Origin of the sequence: Nostocoides vanveenii, from assembly GCF_039531165.1 — a bacterium.
Classification (GTDB): domain Bacteria; phylum Actinomycetota; class Actinomycetes; order Actinomycetales; family Dermatophilaceae; genus Nostocoides_A; species Nostocoides_A vanveenii.
The window spans coordinates 52,770-72,872 of sequence record NZ_BAAAPN010000019.1; the positions used below are offsets into that span (position 1 = coordinate 52,770).

At 66.8% G+C, this 20,103-nt stretch carries 20 protein-coding genes; 10 read left to right on the forward strand and 10 right to left on the reverse strand.

Features of this window, described 5'->3' with window-relative positions; all coding sequences use genetic code 11:
- Positions 1–4: 4 nt before the first annotated feature.
- The 8 genes from ABD209_RS03825 to ABD209_RS03860 all read right to left on the reverse strand — a co-directional run bounded on the left by ABD209_RS03825 (position 5) and on the right by ABD209_RS03860 (position 7,405).
- Positions 5–1,615 carry a M23 family metallopeptidase gene (locus tag ABD209_RS03825; protein WP_344062359.1) on the reverse strand — a complete coding sequence of 537 codons (1,611 nt, stop codon included), beginning with the start codon at positions 1,613–1,615 and terminating at the stop codon, positions 5–7.
- 13 nt (positions 1,616–1,628) lie between these two features.
- On the reverse strand, positions 1,629–2,321 hold the full coding sequence (locus ABD209_RS03830) for a hypothetical protein (protein ID WP_344062362.1): 693 nt from the start codon (positions 2,319–2,321) through the stop codon (positions 1,629–1,631).
- A gap of 36 nt (positions 2,322–2,357) precedes the next feature.
- Positions 2,358–3,353 carry a ParB N-terminal domain-containing protein gene (locus ABD209_RS03835; RefSeq protein ID WP_344062365.1) on the reverse strand — a complete coding sequence of 332 codons (996 nt, stop codon included), beginning with the start codon at positions 3,351–3,353 and terminating at the stop codon, positions 2,358–2,360.
- Positions 3,350–4,237, reverse strand: a complete 888-nt coding sequence (locus ABD209_RS03840; RefSeq protein WP_344062368.1) for a hypothetical protein — start codon at positions 4,235–4,237, stop codon at positions 3,350–3,352. The genes ABD209_RS03835 and ABD209_RS03840 overlap by 4 nt, the downstream gene beginning before the upstream one ends.
- A gap of 93 nt (positions 4,238–4,330) precedes the next feature.
- Positions 4,331–4,735, reverse strand: coding sequence for a hypothetical protein (locus tag ABD209_RS03845; protein WP_344062370.1), 405 nt, complete (start codon positions 4,733–4,735; stop codon positions 4,331–4,333).
- The gene (locus ABD209_RS03850; protein WP_344062373.1) at positions 4,732–5,373 is read right to left on the reverse strand and encodes a DUF2637 domain-containing protein; all 642 of its coding nucleotides are present in this window, start codon (positions 5,371–5,373) and stop codon (positions 4,732–4,734) included. The genes ABD209_RS03845 and ABD209_RS03850 overlap by 4 nt, the downstream gene beginning before the upstream one ends.
- A 32-nt stretch (positions 5,374–5,405) precedes the next feature.
- Positions 5,406–6,326: a bifunctional DNA primase/polymerase gene (locus ABD209_RS03855; RefSeq protein ID WP_344062376.1), complete on the reverse strand. Its 921-nt coding sequence runs from the start codon at positions 6,324–6,326 to the stop codon at positions 5,406–5,408.
- A complete protein-coding gene (locus ABD209_RS03860) occupies positions 6,326–7,405 on the reverse strand; it encodes an ArdC-like ssDNA-binding domain-containing protein (protein WP_344062379.1) in 1,080 nt (359 codons plus the stop codon). Before ABD209_RS03860 ends, ABD209_RS03855 begins: the two co-directional genes overlap by 1 nt.
- A gap of 310 nt (positions 7,406–7,715) precedes the next feature.
- On the opposite strand from ABD209_RS03860, the gene ABD209_RS03865 reads away from it, so the two are divergent.
- The 9 genes from ABD209_RS03865 (at position 7,716) to ABD209_RS03905 (ending at position 17,881) form a co-directional block, all read left to right on the forward strand.
- Positions 7,716–8,147, forward strand: coding sequence for a hypothetical protein (locus tag ABD209_RS03865; RefSeq protein WP_344062382.1), 432 nt, complete (start codon positions 7,716–7,718; stop codon positions 8,145–8,147).
- Between the two features lie 61 nt (positions 8,148–8,208).
- Positions 8,209–8,673, forward strand: a complete 465-nt coding sequence (locus tag ABD209_RS03870) for a hypothetical protein (protein ID WP_344062385.1) — start codon at positions 8,209–8,211, stop codon at positions 8,671–8,673.
- Complete coding sequence (locus tag ABD209_RS03875; RefSeq protein ID WP_344062388.1) at positions 8,670–9,680, forward strand: MAB_1171c family putative transporter; 1,011 nt, start codon at positions 8,670–8,672, stop codon at positions 9,678–9,680. The genes ABD209_RS03870 and ABD209_RS03875 overlap by 4 nt, the downstream gene beginning before the upstream one ends.
- Positions 9,677–10,813 (forward strand): alpha/beta hydrolase, encoded by a 1,137-nt coding sequence (locus ABD209_RS03880; protein WP_344062391.1) that lies wholly within the window; start codon positions 9,677–9,679, stop codon positions 10,811–10,813. Before ABD209_RS03875 ends, ABD209_RS03880 begins: the two co-directional genes overlap by 4 nt.
- A 135-nt stretch (positions 10,814–10,948) precedes the next feature.
- A complete protein-coding gene (locus ABD209_RS03885) occupies positions 10,949–11,203 on the forward strand; it encodes a helix-turn-helix domain-containing protein (protein ID WP_344062394.1) in 255 nt (84 codons plus the stop codon).
- 2 nt (positions 11,204–11,205) lie between these two features.
- Positions 11,206–11,850, forward strand: a complete 645-nt coding sequence (locus tag ABD209_RS03890; RefSeq protein WP_344062433.1) for an N-6 DNA methylase — start codon at positions 11,206–11,208, stop codon at positions 11,848–11,850.
- The gene (locus ABD209_RS03895) at positions 11,847–13,508 is read left to right on the forward strand and encodes an Eco57I restriction-modification methylase domain-containing protein (protein ID WP_344062397.1); all 1,662 of its coding nucleotides are present in this window, start codon (positions 11,847–11,849) and stop codon (positions 13,506–13,508) included. The genes ABD209_RS03890 and ABD209_RS03895 overlap by 4 nt, the downstream gene beginning before the upstream one ends.
- Positions 13,501–16,071: a GIY-YIG nuclease family protein gene (locus ABD209_RS03900; protein ID WP_344062400.1), complete on the forward strand. Its 2,571-nt coding sequence runs from the start codon at positions 13,501–13,503 to the stop codon at positions 16,069–16,071. The genes ABD209_RS03895 and ABD209_RS03900 overlap by 8 nt, the downstream gene beginning before the upstream one ends.
- Positions 16,072–16,102: 31 nt before the next feature.
- Positions 16,103–17,881, forward strand: a complete 1,779-nt coding sequence (locus ABD209_RS03905; protein ID WP_344062403.1) for a DUF262 domain-containing protein — start codon at positions 16,103–16,105, stop codon at positions 17,879–17,881.
- Positions 17,882–18,118: 237 nt separating this feature from the next.
- Here ABD209_RS03905 and merA read toward each other — a convergent pair whose 3' ends face one another.
- A complete protein-coding gene (gene merA, locus ABD209_RS03910; RefSeq protein ID WP_344062406.1) occupies positions 18,119–19,495 on the reverse strand; it encodes a mercury(II) reductase in 1,377 nt (458 codons plus the stop codon).
- A gap of 102 nt (positions 19,496–19,597) precedes the next feature.
- Between merA and ABD209_RS03915 the strand changes: the two genes are divergently transcribed.
- Entirely contained in the window at positions 19,598–19,987 is a 390-nt protein-coding gene (locus ABD209_RS03915; protein WP_171196961.1) for a MerR family transcriptional regulator, read from the forward strand.
- On the opposite strand, the gene ABD209_RS03920 is transcribed toward ABD209_RS03915, so the two are convergent.
- Positions 19,978–20,076, reverse strand: a complete 99-nt coding sequence (locus tag ABD209_RS03920; RefSeq protein WP_425564558.1) for a DNA cytosine methyltransferase — start codon at positions 20,074–20,076, stop codon at positions 19,978–19,980. The two genes, ABD209_RS03915 and ABD209_RS03920, sit on opposite strands and share 10 nt — an antisense overlap.
- Between the last annotated feature and the right edge of the window lie 27 nt (positions 20,077–20,103).

Below are 20,103 nucleotides of genomic sequence, written 5' to 3' on the forward strand. Positions count from 1 at the left end.
CCGATCACCCTGCTTTGACGGTGGCGTGGAGGTGGTCGTAGTGGCCCCCGGTGATGGAGGCGGGGTCGTGCATGCCGCCGCCGTTGTAGGGTCGCCAGCCCTGGGCGTCGCGGGCGACTGACCAGATTTGGCCTTGCCAGATCAGGTACTCGACGCCGAGCACGTCGGCGTTGTCCTTCATCCAGTTGGTGACCTTCCAGCCGGCGTCGAGCTGTGTCGGGGTGGGTCGCTGGCCGATGCGGTTGCCGAAGGTGATGTCGCACGCCCTGCCGAGGGGATGCTCGGACTTTGTGCCGGGGCGCGGTGAGTAGCAGCCCCAGCCGGTGTCGGGGAACGCGGCGAGGGTCTGCTCGTAGAGGTGGAGCATGCGGGCGGTGATCTTGCCCGAGCTGGTGGGATCGTCGACGAGCCGGTCGGGGTCCCCGTCGACGCCGGTCGGTGTGCCCGCGGTGGTGTTGTTGCAGGCGGCGGGTGAACCGCTGGTTGCCGTCGGCAGGTTCGCGGGCCCGTGCTCGTTGAGCGAGGCGGCGGCATCGGTGGCCTCGCCGTTGGTGCCGCCGGGCCGGACCTCGAAGTGCAGATGTGCGCCGGTGCTCATGCCGGAGGAGCCGACATCGCCGATGTGCTGCCCGGCGCTCACCCGGTCACCACGACGGACGTGGATGCCGCTCTGCCACATGTGCGCGTACGCGGTCGCGACGGTCTTGCCGTCGATGGTGTGCTCGATGACGATGAGACCGCCGTACCCACCGGAGAACTCCGCGACGGTCACTGTGCCGTCCGCGGCGGCGAGGATCGGTGTGCCATCGGCCGCGGCGAAGTCGGTGCCGGTGTGCATCTTCCGTTCGCCCGTGATCGGGTGCACCCGCATCCCGAACGGCGAGGTCAGCACCCAGGTGCCCTCGGGCAGCGGGAACACCACCCGCGACGACGAGACCGCCGGGCCACCCACTCCGCCAGCGGTACTGCCTCCTCTGGTGAGGGCGGTGAGGATGCTGTCGGCGACGGGCGCGTAGTTGCGGTAGCGGTCGGGGTAGGCGGACACCTCGACGGCTTGGGCGGCTTCGCCGGGGTCCATCTGTTGCCAGCCGGGGATGTCGAGCAGGCCGCGCGGTGAGGGGTAGTTCGGTCCAGTCGGCCCGCCGAAGAACGCTCGCGCCTGATAGTTAGAGTCCATCAGTTCGGCGACCGAACCCCAGCCGGATTGAGGACGCATCTGGAACAGGCCGAGCGAGTCGTGGTCGCCGCCGTTGCCGTCGTTCGGATAGTTCGCCGACTCCGGGTAGGCGCTCGTGTTGGTCAGCATCCGCAGCGTGGACTCGGTGAGCGCTGCCATCAGCGCGATCTTGATTCCCGACCGGCCCACGTCGGTGATGCCGTTGCCGACCGCGATGATCGTGGCCGCGTGCGTGAGCTGCTGACGACTGAGCGTGAACGTCTCGCCGTTTGCGGTGCTCACGGTGAGTGAGTCCGGGATCGGGCCGAGGTTCACGGTTCCGGCGGGGGTGGCGCAGTACGCGGCAGCGGGGTTCATCAGCACCCCGATCCCGAGGAGTGCTGCGGCAGGGGCGAAGAACAGCAGCGCCAGGGCCGCGATGGAGGCTTTGCGGAACACGACGACAACCCCTTCAACGCAGCGGGTTGTCGAGCTGCGACAGCCGCAGCAGATGGCACGTCGGATAGGTCGGGGCGCAGACGACGAACACCGTGAACGCGACCGGATGCTCGCTGGTGACCGGCTGGCCGTTCCAGACCCCGGCACGACGCCGGGTGCCCTCAATCGTGACAGCCGTCGTGCCAACAGCGAGCTGCCCCGGCTGGGCCTGCGCGACGGCGTCGGCCCAGGCGTCGGGGATGTAGGCGGTGTCGATGGTGAGGTGCTGGCGGGTGGCGTACTGCCGCAGCTCGATCCAGGCGTCACGGGTCGGCAGGTACGCGGCGATATCGGAGGCGAGCCCGGCTTGCTCGTCTCCGCTGGGGTCACCGACCGTGAGGATCGCCGAGGTGTAGTCCAGCGGCCACAGCCCCGAGGCCGTGTCCCAGGCGAACAGAGTGGACGCGACGCCCCGAGCGAAAGTCTCGGGATCGGCCGAACGCGGAACCGCTGGAACCCGCGGCGGCCGGGGCGTGCTCGGGGCCGCGGTCGGCGGTTCCGTCGTGACCGGGCCGGGCTGCGAGTCGGGATCGGGGCTGGTGTTGCTGCGGGGGCCCGTGAGGAGTCCGTAGACGCCGACCCCGGCGAGGAGCAGCAGGACGATGCCGGTGGCGATGAGGGCGACGAGTCGGCGGCGGTTCCGGGGATTGGTGGGTGCAGGGCTCATGCCGAGCAGGTGCGCACCCACCACCGGGGTCTGTGGTCAGAGCGCGCGGAGTCGTGGCCGCTCCGCCGCCCCTTCGCGGGCGGCTCGGAGGGCGTCGGCGAACCGGACGGTGCCGTCGGCGGTGGCGAGGAAGTTCTCGAACTGCTCGTCGGTCAGTTCGCCTGCGAGGGTGTCGGCGTTGTAGTGGGTCCACCAGGCGGCCAGTTTGCCCCAGGTCTGGACGAACGCCCGGAGCGGATAGCGGACGGGCTGCCCGTCGCCCGTGACGAGCGGCAGTGGTTGCGGTGGGGTGCGCTTCTTGATCGACTTCGCGCGGGCCACGGCTGCTTCGGCGCGGGCGTGGAGCTCGGCCTCGCGCCGCTCCCGCTCGGTGGTGTCGGCATCGCGGATCGCTTGATAGATCGGATGCACCGGATCGCCGGCCTCAATCCGGTCCAGCCCGGCGGCGGCCTCGGCGCGCAGAGTCTCGGGCTGAGTGGGGTTGTTGGCGATGTCTTCGAGGTAGCCGATCTTCTCCAACGTCGTGTGGGAGGCACCGCCGGGAATCATCGCCGCCGCCTGTTCACGGGTCTTCCCGAGTGGCCCGCTCGACGGTGGTGCAAAGTTTGCACCACCGTCGTTTCCGGGCTGGTTCTCGCTGCTGAACTGGGTCGCGCTCTTGCGGCGGGCGGCGTCTTCGGCCATGACCTGCTTGATCTCGCGGTAGAGGCCGGCGGCTTCGAGCTGGGTGTATGGCTTGTGGAGCATGTTGTCGTCCTGCTCGGCGAGGAGCTGCCCGAGCCGGTCGGACAGGCCGCTGCGAACCCACACGTTGACGGTGCGCCAGCCGAGCTTCTTGATCGCGGCCAGGCGTCGCGCCCCACACACAAGCACACCATCGATGGTGATCGTGAGCGGTTGCAGCAGTCCGTCACGCCCGATGGATGCCGCGAGGGCGTCAATGTCGCCGAGGTCGGCGCGGTGCCGGGTGCCGACGAGGATCGAATCGACGGCGCGGTCGAGCTGGATGCTGCCGACCTGTGGCTCGTTCACGACGACTCACCGCCTCCACCGCTCGGAGCGGCAAGCGCGAGCGCGAGGATCAGATCGTCGTCGCGGAGCAGCAGGTCGAGAGTCTCGCCCAGCAGGAGCCGGAGCAGGATGCCGCGACCGCTGCTGGTGGCCACGTAGGCCGGGTGCGGGCTCCCGAGCAGCGCCTTCAAGAGAGCGGCCCAGGAGCGGCGCGGCAGGTCGAGCAGTGCCCGCGCGTGCCGATCGCGGCGCAGCGCCTCGTAGGCGGACTGGCGGGTGCCGGCCTTCATCAACGCCCCGCAGACGTGCTCGACCGCGGCCCGTGCGATGTCGGTGGGCCAGTCGAGCAGGCACAGCATCGCGATGGCGTCCTCGGCCGCCGATCCAGCGGACATGCACGCCTGCGCAGACCCGAGACTGTCGCGTGGTTCCGGTTCGAGGTCGCTGGGACGCAGGTCGGTGGTGTGGAACGCGGTTTGGTAGTCGGCCAGCGCGGTGTCGCGTTCGGAGAACCGTTCGGGGTCGTGGAACGCCGAGACGTGGGCGCGGCGGGCCTGGTGCACCGAGCAGAGCAGCCCTTGGGCGCGTTCCTCGTAAACGCAGGTGATCCGCACGGCGTGGGTGATGATCGCCCACGGATCATTGGCCTCGCGGGTCGAGCGGTACTGCATCGCGTCGAACGCCGCCGTGACCGCTTCCCAGGTGTCGAGCTTGTGCTTCCTCGCGAGAGCGCGGTACTTGTCGGCGGCGAACTCCATCAGGTCGCGGGCCACCGGGTCGTGAACCCAGGCATCCTCGCCGCCCTCGGCGAGACGGTTGAGCAGGGCGCGCAGGCCCTCGCCGGTGGTGAAGTCCTCAGCCTGGTCGGCCGTCGGAGCGGTACTGGTGTGGGTTGGTGTGGTCATGGTGTCGGCACCTCCTGGCAGGCAGGTGCGCGCTCGCTCCCACGAGCGCGTCCTGCATGCCGGTGCCGTCGCAGCCATGACCTCTCACCACCGTCAACTCATCGAGACCCCAGAGCGGGACATCTGCGACGCTGGTGCGGTGCTGCGCCCGAACGCCGAGATCGGCGGCAGCCGCCGGGCACGGTCCCCGAGACGACGAACACCAGCGCCAATCGGGGTGCGGGTGCGGCGTGCGAGCTCGGCCTGGAAGTCGAGGCCACGGCCGGCTGCGTGCGCCGAGTGCCGGGCGATCAGGTCGGTGGGGCGTACCCACTCCACGCCGCGGCCGGGAACGAGGGCGTGCTGCTTGTCGTCGCGGGCGACCTGCGCGGCCCGCACCGCCTCCGGCGTGCTCGTTGCCTCGACGGGCTCGGGGCGTTCCCTCGGCTCATCGGGCACCAGCCGTGCTGGATCGGGCCTTGCGGGATCGTTGCGCTGCGGGTTCTCAGTGGTGTTCATGGGGTCGTCTCCTCCCGCTCATCGACGGTGTCGGTTGTGTCAGTGAGGTGCGCGACGGCGAACCAGCGGCCCACGGTCGAGGGATGCACCCCGAGTTCGCGGGCGATCCGCTTGTTCGACCAGCCCGCCTCCCGAAGCTCCCAACCCAGCGCCCGCCGATCCGCCACAACGTCGCCCCGACGGGTCGGCTCCGCCTCGCCAGATGACAGCGCGGGCATCGACTCCGCAGTGACCGTCGGACGCGAGGCGACAGGCTGCACGCCGGGGTCGGCGGTCCGGGTGAGGATCACGGTCAGGTGCGTGATCGCAAGCAGCACGACGGGCGGAACCGCGGCGACCGAGGCCGCGAGCATCCGTGGCACGTCGGCGTCTGCGGCGACGACGGCGTGAATGGCGTTCGCCGTCACCGACACGAGCGCGCCACCGACCAGCAGCGCCCACGGGTACCAGGCCGAGCGCTGCCCGGCGAGGGCGACGACGGCGACCGTCGCGACGACGATGATGCCGTCCACGATCAGCGGCCACGCCCACGCCTGCCCCGCACCGATCCCGGATCGAGCGGCCAGATCGGCGAGCGACGTGAAGGACAGCCAGAACGCCCCGGCGGCGATGAACACCGTCCCGGCAACAGCCGTCATCGCGGCCCAGCGCCGCCCCTCCGATTCACGCCTCACAGCCCCGCCCTCCCCAAGGCTGCGGACGGCGGGCTCTTCGTGCGATCGAACCAGCGACCCGCGCCCTGGCTCCGACCGCCAGATGCGGGCTGGGAGGCCCGGTAGGCAGAGCGCACGGTCGTGGCGATCTCGCGATCGCCCAGACCCGCCGACTGTGCCGCAGCCCCCAGCGCATCGAGCGCGTCGGCAGCCGAGACGCCCTTCTCGGCGAGACGGCAGGCGGCCCAGAACAGGCCCCGGTTCCGCTCGCCCTCACCCCGCCCGGCGACCCACGCCGCCAACCGCTCAGCATCAACCTCCATCGAGCCGCTGCTGGCGCGTGGTGGTGCGACGGGGCGCGGGTCGAGAAAGTCCCGCAGCCGGGCCGCGTCCACCGTGCCGACCGAGTGCGCGGCGATGTCGGCGACCTCGTAGAGCCTCACGTTCCCGTCGATGATTCGCCGGGACGGCGGAGCAATGATGTAGCCGCCGTCGCCCCGGAAATCGACACCCGCCGTGGCGGCTTGCCACGACCGCTGCTCGCTGCCTGGTGTCGCCGGGAAGTACACGTGCGCGCCTCCAGTGGGTGTGCGCACCAGCAGACCCACTCCATCGACGAGCCCTGTATCGGTGGCGCGCTGGTACGCCGCGCGGCCGTCGTGGGGACCGTGGACATCGACATCGACGACGACAACGCCCGATGTCGCTCCGGTCGGGATGCCGATGTTCGCGTTCGGTGTGCGCGACCACCACACCACCACTTGGTCCGGGTCGCTGCTCGCGTCGAGGAACCCACGGCGGGTCAGCGGTCGCTTCCCCTCGACGAGGCACGGGAAGACGGGCACGCCAGCCGCCGCGAGGCTCCGCGCAGCGAAGGTCAGGCTTGGCGAGCGATCCACGCGAATGAGCGCCGCGAGGACATCGAATGCTTCGGGCATCACAGCCCCCGCCCTGCCAGAGCTGGCGCCGACGCAGCACGCGGACGATCGGTCTCCACCGCAGGCGCTGCCGTGCGGGAGGTGCGCGGACTCGGGGTGTCGCGGTCGAGGCCGGGCGGGGTGCCGTCGCCGACCTGGGCCGTGTCGAGCTGGTCGAGGATCGCCAGCGCGGTCTTCCGCACCCGCTCGCCGGTGGCCTGCACCACCTGGGCGGGCGCTTCGCCGTCCACGCGGGCGGCCCAGGTCGAGACGTACGGGATCGTGTACCCGGCAGTGTCCACGCCGTGCGCGGCACCGATCATCAGCGCGACGGACTCGGCTTCGACCTCGCGGATGCCGCGATGCTGCCGCGCCTCCTCGTCGTCGGGATCGTGCATCACAACATGCGCGAGCTCGTGCGCGAGCGTCTTGACCTGCGCGGCAGGGTCCATGTTCTCCCGCACCGCGACCGTGCGCGCCGCGTAGTCGGTCATGCCGTTCGCGCCGGAGATCATCCCCTCGTGCGGCACCCGCAGCACCTCGAACCCCGCGCCGCGAATCTGCCCGGCCAACCCATCCCACAACCCCGAAGGTGCTTCGCCTTCCAGCAGCGTCGGCGCGGGCGGCACCGGCAGCGGCTCGCCGTCGGTCTGCGAGGTGTCCCACACGTAGGCCGGTCTCGCTCCGACCATCCGCGAGCGCACCACCTCGCCGGCCTTCGGCTTCTCCCTCGGCCCGAGTCGCCGCCACGATCCCGCATCGGCAGGGGTCGCGGTAGCGAACCGGCCCGTCACGGGCGCGAAGATCATGTACCCCAGCTGGCCCTTCATCACCTGGCGCCCGAGCCCTTGCCACTGCCGGTATCCGGCGACCAGAGTCGGGAAGGGCTCCGGCACCCGGCCCGCCTCGTAGGCGGCTTCGTGCTGCACCCAGATCAGCATCGTGTTGTTGAACGACCGCGACCTGAACCGTGCCGCGAACGCGAGCGCCTGCCGCCAATCGTCACCCGAGACCAGCGACTCGACCGCTCCTGTCAGCTTCTCGTGCAGCTCGTCGAGCTTCGCCTCTCGCGCCGCGCGGGCGTCCTCGTTCGATGCCATGCTCCGGCCTCCTCTTCGGCGGGCCGCGACGCGGCTGCGCGCGGCGGTACACCTGGCAGGTAGGCGCGAACACCCGCGCCCAGACCGTGAGCTGGACATCGTTCACCTCCTTGAGGCAGCCCGAGCCGAGACCGGCACGCGACATTGAGCATGCTCAAAATGTCCCGGAGTCCTGTTCTAACACCGACCGTTGAGCATGCGCAAGCCTTGATTTGTGCATGCTCAACGCGTACGGTTGAGCATGCACAACCACCCTTCGGGTGGACTACATTGATGCCTTGCCCGTCGCGAAGGGAAGGGGGTCACCGTCATGACCGAAGACGAGAGCCAGGCTGCGGCCGAAGACCTCGCCAAGCGTCTGCGGCTCCTGATGGATGTCGCTGTTGCCGAGTCCGGCACCGAGCCGACCTACTCGCAGATCGCCGACTACCTCCGCGAACGAGGCACCAACCTGTCGCGGTCGCGCTGGACGTACATGGTCAACGGCCACCGCTACGTCCAAGACCCCGCCGTGTTCGAGGGGCTGGCGGCGTTCTTCGACGTGGACGCCGCGTTCCTGCTCGGCGAGGACGGTGCGGCCACTCCCGAGAAGGTCTCCGCGCAGCTCGATCTGGTTCGGTCCATGCGGGCCGCGAAGGTGAAGTCCTACGCAGCGCGCACCCTCGGCGACATCTCGCCGAAAGCCCTCCACGCCATCACCAAGTTCCTGGACGAGGAAATGACACACATGCCCGAGCACTGACCGGTACTGCGCGACACAGAGCCGCCACCGGTCCCGCTCCCCAACAGACAAGGGGCGAACCGTGAATATCGAACAGACCGTATCGGCGGCCGTCGCGGGCCTTCAGCTCGGCAACACCTTCACCTTCGACGACCTCCGCGACACCGTCCAAGACCGGCGGCACCGCCGGCTCCGCATCGTTGAACTCGCAGACCTCGACGCCCACGACGGCCTCTGCGCGGCCTTGATCTCCAACGACGCCGAAGACTTCGTGCTCCACGCCCGCAGTGACTCCGCGCTGCATCGCCAGCAGTTCGTGCTCCACGAGCTCTCCCACATGATCCTCGGGCACTGCGACGGCGACGACTGCGCCGTCGAGGAGGTCTTGCTGCCTAACATCCCGCCGTACACCAGAGGTCGCCTGCTCAGGCGGCAAGACCTCGACAGCGAAACCGAGATCGCCGCCGAGTCACTCGCCGACCGGCTCGCCGCCGGCATCCGAGGATCGGTGTTCGCCGAATCCAGATACTCGGAGGTCTTCGGATGATCCAGACGCTCGTCGCGACGCTCATGTGGGCGCTTGTGGCGAGCCTGCTCATCTTTCGTCGTAAACGCGCCGACCGCAGCATCACCTACGCCGCCCTCACCATCGCCATCGCGATGACGCTGAACGTCGATCGCATCTACGCGGTCATCGATCCGCTCCTCGGCGGCACCAACATCGCGACGCTGATCGCGGACGCGCTCCTGATGACCGGGCTGTTCTTCCTCGGGCGCGGCGTCATGAAGTCCGGCGAGTACCGGCCCAGGCTCGTCCGCGTCGCCGTCAGCGCGCCCGTCCTGCTCTTCGCGCTGCTCGCGATCACCGCATCGTTCCTGTTCATCGACCGCGGCACCACCACGACACGATTCATGAGCGATCTCGGCGCGCAGCCAGCGGCGGCGGTCTACTCGATCATCAACTTCAGTTACGGAGCACTCGTCATCGCAACGATGCTCGTCCTCGCCGCACGGCAGTCTCGCGACAGCACCGGCATCCAGCGCCTGCCCGCGGCACTGTTGAGCCTGGGGTCGGCGTTCGGCGTCGCGCTCTGCCTCGCCGTGATCGTCATGGATATTGCCCACGCCACCGGCCACCTCGATCTCATGCACACGATCCAGTCCGCCTACGATCCGCTCTCCGCCCTTACTTTCCTGTTCCTCTGTGCCGGGTTCGCGGTCCAGCCTGCCGTTCGCCGCGCCCAGCACCATGCCCGACGTCGGCACACCATCTCGTTCACGGCGCAGTTGGAGCCGCTCTGGCACCGGGCGACGTACGCGCGGCCCGGGCTGAGCCAGGCCGACCCCTTCGCCGCCAACAGCGAAGACCCCGAAGGGCACCTGCACCGAGTGATCGTCGAAATCCGCGACGCGATGATCGACCCCCGCATCACCTTCGACATCAGCACCGACGACCGCGACCTGCTCGAACGCGCCGAGAGCCACCTCGTCGGAAGCGACAGCGCCCTCACAACGACCCTGACCGTTCCGAACATCGAGGAACGGGAGCCATGATCGGCCGCATCGCCCTCGGTGGAGGGATCGCCGCAGCAGCGGCCGCCGGGGCCGGGTGGGCCGTCGCGCGGCGACTCACGGCACCCGTCGGCCCACGCACGTTCGACCTCACGATCCGCAGCGTTGAGCACGACGACAATGGCGACCTGATCGTGCTCGACCGCACCGCGCAGACCACAGCGCCTGGCATCTACAACCTCTGGTTCGAGCACGGCGGCTGGGCACAGCTCTCCACCGAGATCGTCGATCGCGGGGCTACTCGCGTCGCCCGCAGGATCACGGGCACCACACCTGACTTCACTCCGAAGGCTGGCAATTGTGTTTCGTGGAGCGGCGTCTACTACGCCACCCCAGCTGACGCCGGGTTCCATGCACGCGACATCACCATCACGACCCCCGCAGGACGATGCCGGGCGTGGCGCGTTGACGGCGACCCCGCGACGTGGGCGATTCACATCCACGGACTCGGTAGCACCCGCGCCGGCACGCTGCGCGGCGTCCTCGCCGCAACCGAGCTTGGCTACATCTCCCTCGTCATCAGCTACCGCAACACAGCAGAAGGGCCACGAGTCGGCACTGGCCGCTCAACCCTCGGCTGTACGGAGAAGGCCGACGTTGACGAGGCCATCGGATACGCCGTCCGACGAGGAGCCCAACGAATCGTGCTCTTCGGCTGGTCGATGGGAGCCGCGATCGCCCTCCAGCTCGCCAACCGGCCTCGACACGAGGGACTGATCGCCGCACTCGTACTCGACTCACCAGTCCTCAACTGGACCGAAGTCATCAAGGCCAACAGCGCCCGCACCGGACTGCCCGCAGCAGCCGGGCACCTCGCGATCCCATGGCTCACCCTCACACCACTGGCTCGCACTGTGGGCTTGCCGGGAAGTATCCCGCTCCGCTCCTTCGACTGGACATCCCGAGCCGTAGAGCTCAACACGCCGACCCTGATCGTCCACGGCACCCGAGACGACTCCGTCCCCGTCCAGCTCTCACAAGCACTCCGAGACGCCCGCCCAGACCTTGTTGATCTGGCGACCTTCGACGCCGGCCACACCCTCTGCTGGAACGCCGACCCCGACCTGTGGCACGAGACAGTGACCACCTGGCTCAAGGCCCGCGTCCTGCACTGATCGGCCGAGCGGAGCGACCGACCTCGGCACCCATCTCGTTCGGCCACGCCCGGAGAAACCCAACTCAAGCCGTAGCTCAACCGGTATCATCGTGGGTGTTGGCCTGCCTGGGCCATAGAGCGAGGGAGGACCAACGTGGCTGAGCCGTGGCTGTCCGCAGACGACATCGCCGCCCACCTCGGGATCACCAAAGACACCGTCTACACCTGGATCGCCGAGAAGGCCATGCCCGCCCATAAGGTCGGACGCCTCTGGAAGTTCCAAGCCAGCGAGATCGACGACTGGGTGCGCGCGGGCGCGGCAGCCAGCGACCGAGAGCTCCCCGTAGCCCATCCCGGTGTCGCTGGTCGCTCCTACGCTCATGACAACGACGAGCACGGGGAGGGGTGAAGATGAACCTGAAAGACGCCCAGCGCTTGGTGAAGTCCAAGCAACGCGTTGCGGACCACGGCGAGGTGTTCACGCCGGCGTGGATGGTCGAGGACATGCTCGACCTCGTTAAGTACGAGTCTGAGCGGATCGACTCCCGCGTGCTCGAACCCGCCTGCGGCTCGGGCAACTTCCTCATCCCCGTCCTGGCTCGCAAGCTCGCCACGGTCGAACTTCGGCACGGCAAGAGCGAGTTCGAGAAGCGCCACTACGCCCTGTTCGCGCTGATGTGCACCTACGGTATCGAACTTCTCGCAGACAACGCCGAAGAGTGCCGCCACAATCTCGCCGAGGTGTTCAACACGTTCTTGGGTATCGGCAACGATGACCAGTGGGCGCGAGCGGCCCGCGCGGTTCTCGCCGTGAACATCGTCCAGGGCGATGCCTTGACCATGACCGTGCCAAGCGGCCAGCCGATCACCTTTCCTGAGTGGGGCTACCTCGGTAAAGGCAAGTTCCAGAGGCGCGACTTTCGCTACGACGACCTCACTCAGCGCGCCTCGTACGAGGGAACCCTATTCGGCGAGCTCGATGACGAGGACCTGTTCGTCCCCGCGCAGACTTACCCGACGATGACCGTCAGTCAGATCGCCGAGGCCGCCGCGTGACCCTTGCACCTTTCACCCTCCGAGGGCACAACCCGGATGTCTTGACCTGTATCGCGAACCTATCCAACGATGAGGTCTTCACCCCGCCGGAGTTTGCGAACCAGATGCTCGACACGCTTGCTGCCGCGTGGGCAGACGCCAACGACGGTGCCGACATCTGGGCCAACCCCGATGTCACGTTCCTCGATCCGTTCACCAAGTCCGGTGTGTTCCTCCGCGAGATCGTGCGCCGGCTCACCGACGGACTGATCCTGACGATCCCCGACCTCACCGAACGCGTCGATCACATCCTCACCCACCAAGTGTTCGGCATCGGGATCACCCAGCTCACGGCGCTGCTCGCGCGCCGGAGCGTCTACTGCTCGAAGGTCGCCAACGGGCCGCACTCGATCGCTAGGTCATTCACGACCGAGGACGGCAACATCTGGTTCGAGCGCACGGAGCACACCTGGGGCGGCGGGAAGCGGGAGTTCCGTGCTGATCCACTGACCAGCGAGGAAGTCGCTGTCTATACCAACCGCAAGTGCATCTACTGCGGGGCGGGCGAGGATGACTACGCACGTGGTGACGATCTTGAGACTCACGCCTACGCCTTCATCCACACTGACGACATCAAAGCTCGCATCGCCGAGCTGTTCGGAGACAACATGCAGTTCGACGTCATTATCGGCAACCCGCCGTACCAGCTCAGCGACGGCGGCTACGGCACCTCCGCTGCACCGATCTACCAGATGTTCGTAGAGAAGGCACTTGGGCTCGACCCACGCTTCGCAGTCTTCGTCACCCCGTCTCGCTGGTTTGCAGGTGGCAAGGGTCTCGATGAGTACCGCAAGAAGATGCTCTCCGATCACCGCATGCACGACATCGTCGACTACCCAAAACTTTACGAGGCGTTCCCGGGCGTGAAGATCAGAGGTGGCGTGTCGTACTTCCTTTGGGACCGCGAGCATGACGGACCTTGCACCATCCAGACAATGTGGGACGGGCAGCCGGTGGGAGAAAAGGCGACGCGATACCTCGATGCCTACGATGTGCTGGTCCGTCGGAATGAAGCGGTTCCGATCCTCGATAAAGTTCGGGCGCACGCTGAGCCAACGCTCGACTCACGGGTGTCGAGCCGTAAGCCTTTCGGACTGCCGACCAACTTTCACGGCAAGCCAAGCGCCACTGCCCTCAAGGCTCCGGTGGAACTCTTCGGCTCGCGGAGGGTGAGCTGGGTGGATCGTGCCGAGATTCCGCTCAACGACTCGTGGGTTGATGAGTGGAAGGTGCTCATGACCGCAGTGCAAGGCACGAGTGCTGCGATTGAAACCAAGTTCCTCTCGCGCCCGATTCTCGCGGGTCCAGGCACCGCGTGCAGCGAGACGTATCTTGTCGCTGGCCGGTTCGGGATCGAGGAGGAGGCTCGGCGCTATGCCGGGTACCTGCGAACGCGCTTTGTCCGGTTCCTTGTGTCGTTGCGGAAGTCCACTCAGCACGCTACCAAGGACGTTTACTCATTCGTTCCGGACGTTCCGCTCGACCAGGACTGGACTGATGCTCTCCTTTACGAGCGCTACGGACTGACCGACGACGAGATTGCATTCATCGAGTCGCAGGTCGCCGCCCACGACGACACCCTCTTCGACGAGGACGGGGCCGACGAAAGCGATGAGTAGGGACATCGACGAACTGCTTCCTGCGAAGCCGGAGGCCCGGCTGCGCATCTATGCGTGGTCGCCGAACGATCCACCCGCCGGATACGCGGGACTCCTCAAGGTGGGACAGACGACGAAGGCGAACGTGAACGCGCGCATCCGCGAGTCTCAAGGGCAGATGCAGCAGGCCTACACGCTGCACGTTGACGAGCTCGCCGAACGAGGCGACGGGACGATGTTTCGCGACTCAGATGTGCGCCAGCGACTGATCGACAAGGGCTTCGAGAACCCGATCTTCGGCTCAGCAAGAGAGTGGATGCGCTGCACCCCGGACGATGTGCGCACGGCGATCACTGAGCTTCGCACCGGCGTGAGACTTAGCGGCACCCACCACGAGACGTTCCCTATGCGCCCGGAACAGGCCAGCGCCGTGGACAAGGCTGAGGGCTACTACGAGTCGATCTGGGCCGAGGACTCCCAGGCGGTGCCGCGGTTCCTGTGGAACGCCAAGATGCGCTTTGGGAAGACCTTCGCCTCCTATCAACTCGCGAAGCGGCTCGGCGCGAGACGCATCCTCGTGGTGACCTTCAAGCCCGCAGTGGAAGATGCCTGGCAAGCCGACTTGGAGTCTCACGCCGACTTCGACGGCTGGCAGTACCTCTCCTCGGCCACCGGGGGCAGCCCAGACGATGCCGACAAGACGAGACCGCTGGTCTACTTCGGTTCGTTCCAGGACCTGCTCGGGCGCGACCGGAAGACCGGCCTCATCAAGGCGAAGAACGAGTGGGTCCACACCACCAACTGGGACCTCGTCATCTTCGACGAGTACCACTTCGGTGCATGGCGGGAGTCCGCCAAGGAGTTGTTCGAGGGCGAGGACGAGAAGGTCAAGCAGAAGGAACTGGCTGCCGAGTACAACGACGGCCTCGTGGCCTTCGATGAAGAGCTTGACGAGCTCGGCAACGACGAGGACGACTTCCTGCCGATCACCACCCGCGCCTACCTGTACCTGTCGGGCACGCCGTTCAAGGCGCTGGCAACCGGTGAGTTCATCGAGGAGCAAATCTTCAACTGGACCTACACCGACGAGCAGCGGGCTAAGGCCGAGTACGCCATCGCGCAACCGGACGCCTGGAACCCGTACGGGGCACTCCCGGAGATGCGTCTGTTCACGTACCAGATGCCTGACGAGTTGATTGCCGTTGCGAATCAGGGAGAGTTTGACGAGTTCGACCTCAACGAGTTCTTCGAGGCAAAGGGCGCCGGCAAGGACGCCGAGTTCGCCCACAAGACCGACGTTCAGAAGTGGCTCGATCTGATCCGCGGCGCTCACCTGCCCACGCAGGTCGACGCCATGCGAATGGGTACCCGTCCGCCGTTCCCGTACTCCGATGTCCGGCTCCTGCCGTACCTGCAGCACTCGTTCTGGTTCCTCCCCAACGTTGCTGCTTGCGAAGCGATGGCGAACCTGCTTGCGGAGAAGCAGAACGTGTTCTGGCACGACTACAAGGTACTGGTTGTCGCGGGCGCTGGCGCGGGCATCGGGCTGGATGCTCTCCCGCCGGTGCGGGCGGCGATCGGCGATGGCCATGACACGAAGACGATCATTCTGTCGTGCGGCAAGCTCACCACGGGCGTCACCGTCAAGCAGTGGTCCTCGATCCTGATGCTGCGCAACCTCAACTCACCGGAGACCTACTTCCAGGCAGCGTTCCGCGTGCAGTCACCGTGGTCGATCAAGAATCCGGACGGCGACAACCCGAGCGCCGAAGCAGTCCTCAAGCCCGTGTGCTTCGTGTTCGACTTCGCCCCTACTCGTGCGCTCCGTCAGATCGCCGACTACGGGGCAGGTCTCTCGCCGGAGACGCCGAACCCCGAGCAAGCGGTCGAGGAGCTCGTGAAGTTCCTGCCCGTGTTGGCGTACGACGGGTCGAACATGACTCAGGTCGATGCTGGCGGCATCCTCGACATCGCCATGTCGGGCACCTCCGCGACCCTCCTGGCACGCAAGTGGGAGTCCGCGATCCTCGTCAACGTCGACAACGACACCCTGCGCAAGATCATGAACACCCCCGACGCCCTCAACGCCGTCATGAACATCGAAGGCTTCCGCGCGCTCGGCAACGACATCTTCGAGACCGTCGTGAATAAGAGCGACGCCGTGAAGAAGGCGAAGAAGGAGAAGGGCGAGGACATCACTCCGGCGGAGAAGAAGGAGCTCACGGCGGAAGAGAAGGAGTACAAGTCCAAGCGGAAGCAGATTCAGGAGAAGCTGGTCAAATTCGCCACCCGCATTCCGGCGTTCATGTACCTGACCGACTTCCGCGAGAATACTCTTCAGGACGTCATCACCAAGCTCGAACCGAGCCTGTTCCGTACCGTGACAGGGCTGACCGTCGAGGACTTCCATCTGCTCGTAAACCTTGGCGTCTTCAGCGCGACCCACATGAACCAAGCCGTCTTCGCCTTCCGCCGCTATGAAGACTCGTCCCTGTCATACACCGGCATCGAGTCCCACAAGGGGCTGCGTCGCTACGGCCTCTACGACACCGTGGTCGCCGTTGATGACGACACCATCGCCTGAGCATCTGTCCGCCTGACCGAGAGAATCCCGCATGTCCTTTCAGACCCCGCGCAGCATCGAGGAGATGCTCACTGCCATCCACAAGCGCGAGTACCTGATGCCGGCGATCCAGCGCGAGTTCGTCTGGGATGCCGATCAGATCACCAAGCTCGTCGACAGCCTCATGCGCGGGTACCCGGTCGGGTCGTTTCTGTTGTGGGACGTGAAGCCCGAGACGGCCCAGTCGTACACGTTCTACGAGTTCCTGACGAACTATCACGAGCGCGATAACCCATATGCGGACAAGGCGACCGTTCCCTCCGGGAGTGGCACGACGGCAGTGCTCGATGGGCAGCAGCGCCTCACCTCGTTGAACATCGCGCTGTACGGCAGCTTCGCGGAGAAGAAGAAGTACGCCTGGTGGAACAGCGCCGATGCGTTCCCCGTCAAGCGCCTCTACCTCAACCTCGTCGACGAGCCCGACGACGAAGAGCTCGGCACCAAGTACGACCTGCGGTTCCTCACCGACCGGGAAGCCGCCCCAGCGGCCGGTGAGGCTGACAAGTGGTTCCGGGTCGGCGCGGTCCTCGATCTCGCCAACGCCGGCCCGGCGATCATGCGGGAACTGGAGCAACGGGGTATCGCCGGATCGGCTGACGCGTTCCAGCGGCTCTACGACCTGTACGAGGCAGTGCGGGTTCTCAAGCCGATGAACTACTTCCTGGTCACCGATCAGGACGCCGACAAGGTGCTCGAGATCTTTGTTCGCGTCAACAGCGGCGGCACCACGCTCTCCTACTCGGACCTGCTGCTGTCGATGGCCACGAACCAGTGGCAAGAGCTGGACGCCCGTGAGGAAGTCCGCTCGCTGGTCTCCGAGATCAACAGCAACGCCGGGCGCCAGTTCTCCTTCTCCAAAGATGTGGTGCTGAAGACCGCGCTGACGATCGCGGACGTGGATGTGCGGTTCAAGGTCACCAACTTCACCCAGGGGAACATGGCCAAGGTGGAGGCCGCGTGGCCGCAGATCAAGGGAGCCTTGCTGCGTGCTGCGACGGTGCTCCAGCAGTTCGGGTACAACGAACGCAACCTCACCGCGAACAGCGTGATCGTCCCCGTCGCGCACTACCTGCACCTGCGGCGTGCAGGCGACTCCTATCTCGACTCCACCGCGGACGCCGCCGACCGGCTCGCCCTTCAACGGTGGGTGACCCGCTCGCTGGTCAAGCGCGGCATCTGGGGGTCGGGACTCGACACGCTCCTCACCCGCATCCGCGATGTCCTTCGGACCAACTCGGCGAGTGGCTTCCCGGTCGCCGCGGTCGAGGAGGCGATGGCGGCCGTCGGCAAGAGCCTCGCGTTCGACAACGCCGAGATCGACGAACTGCTCAACCTCAAGTACGCCGGCCAGCGAACGTTCTCCGTCCTCTCGGTCCTGTACCCGGGACTGGATCTGAGCAAGAAGTTCCACGAAGACCACATCTTCCCCAAGTCCCGGTTCACCAAGAAGAAGCTCCTCGACGCCGGTGTCCCGCTCGACAGCATCGACGACTACCTGGCTGCCGTGAACCTCCTACCGAACCTCCAACTGCTCGCCGGGACCGCCAACATCGAGAAGCAGGACGGCCTGCCCGCCGAGTGGATCGACACCGCCTTCCCAAGCGAGGACAAACGAGCCACCTACCTCGCCGAGAACGACCTCGACGGCCTTCCACTCGACTTGCCCGACTTCACCTCGTTCTTCGAGCAGCGCAAGCAGCGAATCCGGACCCGCCTCCTCGCCGCTCTGGGAACGACACCGGGCGCACCGGACGACGCGGCGCTCTCATAGCCCACGTGACAGAGCGGGCACAGCCCTGGAGGGGTAGCACTCCGTTGCCAAGCGCGGTTATCTGCTGGTTCTGCGAGAGTTCGCCGGCATCGGTGACCAATCCAGTCGGCAGGCCCATCAGCCACTCCACGAACGCGGGTGCTGGGCGGGGGCCTTCGGTGTCATTCAGGAGGGCCTTTGTCAACCTGATCTGGCCCCGGGTGACGGTTTGAAGTGGCCCCGTCGAGCTGTCTGCTATCAGGCGCAGCAGGAGGTCGGGAGTTCGTTATGGAATAGGTTCGCAGTGAGGCGGATGCTTTCGGCCATGGTGAGGTACGGCGCCCAGGTGTCGGCGAGCTGAGTGACAGTGAACTCGGCTTTGATGGCGTAGGTCGCGGCGAGCATCATCTCACCCGCGGTGTCGGCGAGGGCGTGGATACCGAGCACTCTGCCAGTATCGGCGTCAGCGACGATCTTGAGGCCACCGCGGGTGTTGCGGTTAGTGATAGCCCGAGGCACGTCGGCCAGTCGCAGGTATCGGCAGGCGCACCGGTATCCGACGGCGATGGCTTCGGCTTCGGTGATGCCAGCGGAGGCGAGCTGGGGTGAGGTAAAGAGGACGGTGGGTAGCCCGGTGTAGTTGACCTGTTCGTGGTGGCCGAGGGCGTTGCGGGCGGCGATCTTCCCGGCCATCGCGGCGACATACACATACTCCGGCGCGTCGGTGACGTCGCCGGCCGCGAACACGGCTGGGTTTGTGGTCCGCTGTTCCTCGTTCACGACGACGAAGCCGCGCTCGTCGGTCGCGATGCCCGCCGCGCAGAGTTCGAGCAGCTGGGTTCGCGGTGTGCGGCCAGTGGCGATGAGGACACGTTCACCGGTAGCTTCCTTCCCCGTGCGGGTGACGACTCGGGCCAGCCCGTCGTGATTGGTGATCGCTGCTGCACGGTCTCCCATCACGGTGATTCCCTCGGTCAGGAAGGCTTTGCGGAGCTCGGAGGAGAGTTCGGGCTCGGCGTGCGGGGCGAGTCGGCCGATGATGGTGACCTCTACTCCGAGCCGTGCGAAGAGCTGGGCCTGTTCGAGACCTACGAAGCCGCCGCCGATCACCACGAGTGAAGCGGGCAGCTCGGTGAGTTCCATGGCTGTGGTCGACGTGAGGTAGTCGACCTGGTCGAGCCCTGGGATCGCGGGGACGTGGGGCTCGGCGCCGGTGGCGACGAGGTACGATCTGGCGCGAACCGGTCGTCCGTCGACGAGAAGGGTCTCCGCGTTGGTGAAGGTGGCGGTGCCGGGGATGATGTCGAACCCGTAGGCGGCGGCGATGTCGGCGTATTTGGTCTGTCGGAGCATCCTGACCAGTTCATCCTTCTGCTGCACGAGCGCTCCGAGATCGACCGTGTCAGCGGAGGTGGGGGCGCCGGGGAACGGGTTCGTGAGGGCGGCGTGGCGGGTGTGCGCAGCTGCGAGGAGCGTCTTCGAGGGCACACAGCCGACGTTCACGCAGGTGCCGCCGAGCGTTCCGGACTCGATGGCCACCACGCTGGCCCCTTCGAGCCGGGCGTGGATCGCCGCGGACATCGCCGCCCCGCCCGTGCCGATTACCGCAAGATCGAGCTCGCCGTGCTGTGTCATGATGCCTCCTCGTGGTGGACCCGGACCGCTCATCCGGGCGCGTAGGACAGAATGGACCTTCAAGCATGCTTGAAGGTCAAGCCCGCAGCGGAGGTGCCAACGATGCGGATCGGGGAGCTCGCGGAGCAGGCGAGGACGAGACCGTCGACGGTGCGGTATTACGAGGAGCGAGGGCTGCTGCGGCCGCCGGAACGCACGCCCGCCGGCTACCGCGACTATGGTGACGAGACTGTGCAGCGACTGGAGTTCATCGACCGGGCTCGGGCTGCGGGACTCACCCTCGCGCAGACCGCGGAGATCCTCGATATTCGCGATGCGGGACGTTCCCCGTGCGCGCACGTTCAGGACCTGCTTGACCGACGGCTGGTGGAGATCGACGAGCAGCTTGAGCAGCTGCGCGCCCTGCGAGGGAGCATCGTCGAGCTTCGCGCGCAGGCGGCCGCAACGGCGTCCGAAGCCTGCATACCGGAGTCCATCTGCCGCTACCTCTGAACTGCTCGTGGTGCGAGGCCGACGCGCTTGCCAACGGTGGAGACGTCCTGGCAGGGGAACCCGCCGATGAGGATGTCCACCGGCTCCACCTGGCTCCAGTCGATGGTCGTGATGTC

Bases quoted from the DNA above. Each gene is read 5' to 3' on its own strand.
- ABD209_RS03855 (WP_344062376.1), bottom strand. From the start codon at position 6,326: ATGCCCGAAGCATTCGATGTCCTCGCGGCGCTCATTCGCGTGGATCGC.
- ABD209_RS03900 (WP_344062400.1), top strand. From the start codon at position 13,501: ATGAGTAGGGACATCGACGAACTGCTTCCTGCGAAGCCGGAGGCCCGG.
- ABD209_RS03880 (WP_344062391.1), top strand. From the start codon at position 9,677: ATGATCGGCCGCATCGCCCTCGGTGGAGGGATCGCCGCAGCAGCGGCC.
- ABD209_RS03875 (WP_344062388.1), top strand. From the start codon at position 8,670: ATGATCCAGACGCTCGTCGCGACGCTCATGTGGGCGCTTGTGGCGAGC.
- ABD209_RS03890 (WP_344062433.1), top strand. From the start codon at position 11,206: ATGAACCTGAAAGACGCCCAGCGCTTGGTGAAGTCCAAGCAACGCGTT.
- ABD209_RS03915 (WP_171196961.1), top strand. From the start codon at position 19,598: ATGCGGATCGGGGAGCTCGCGGAGCAGGCGAGGACGAGACCGTCGACG.
- ABD209_RS03865 (WP_344062382.1), top strand. From the start codon at position 7,716: ATGACCGAAGACGAGAGCCAGGCTGCGGCCGAAGACCTCGCCAAGCGT.
- merA (WP_344062406.1), bottom strand. From the start codon at position 19,495: ATGACACAGCACGGCGAGCTCGATCTTGCGGTAATCGGCACGGGCGGG.
- ABD209_RS03840 (WP_344062368.1), bottom strand. From the start codon at position 4,237: ATGACCACACCAACCCACACCAGTACCGCTCCGACGGCCGACCAGGCT.
- ABD209_RS03905 (WP_344062403.1), top strand. From the start codon at position 16,103: ATGTCCTTTCAGACCCCGCGCAGCATCGAGGAGATGCTCACTGCCATC.
- ABD209_RS03830 (WP_344062362.1), bottom strand. From the start codon at position 2,321: ATGAGCCCTGCACCCACCAATCCCCGGAACCGCCGCCGACTCGTCGCC.
- ABD209_RS03860 (WP_344062379.1), bottom strand. From the start codon at position 7,405: ATGGCATCGAACGAGGACGCCCGCGCGGCGCGAGAGGCGAAGCTCGAC.
- ABD209_RS03850 (WP_344062373.1), bottom strand. From the start codon at position 5,373: ATGACGGCTGTTGCCGGGACGGTGTTCATCGCCGCCGGGGCGTTCTGG.
- ABD209_RS03845 (WP_344062370.1), bottom strand. From the start codon at position 4,735: ATGAACACCACTGAGAACCCGCAGCGCAACGATCCCGCAAGGCCCGAT.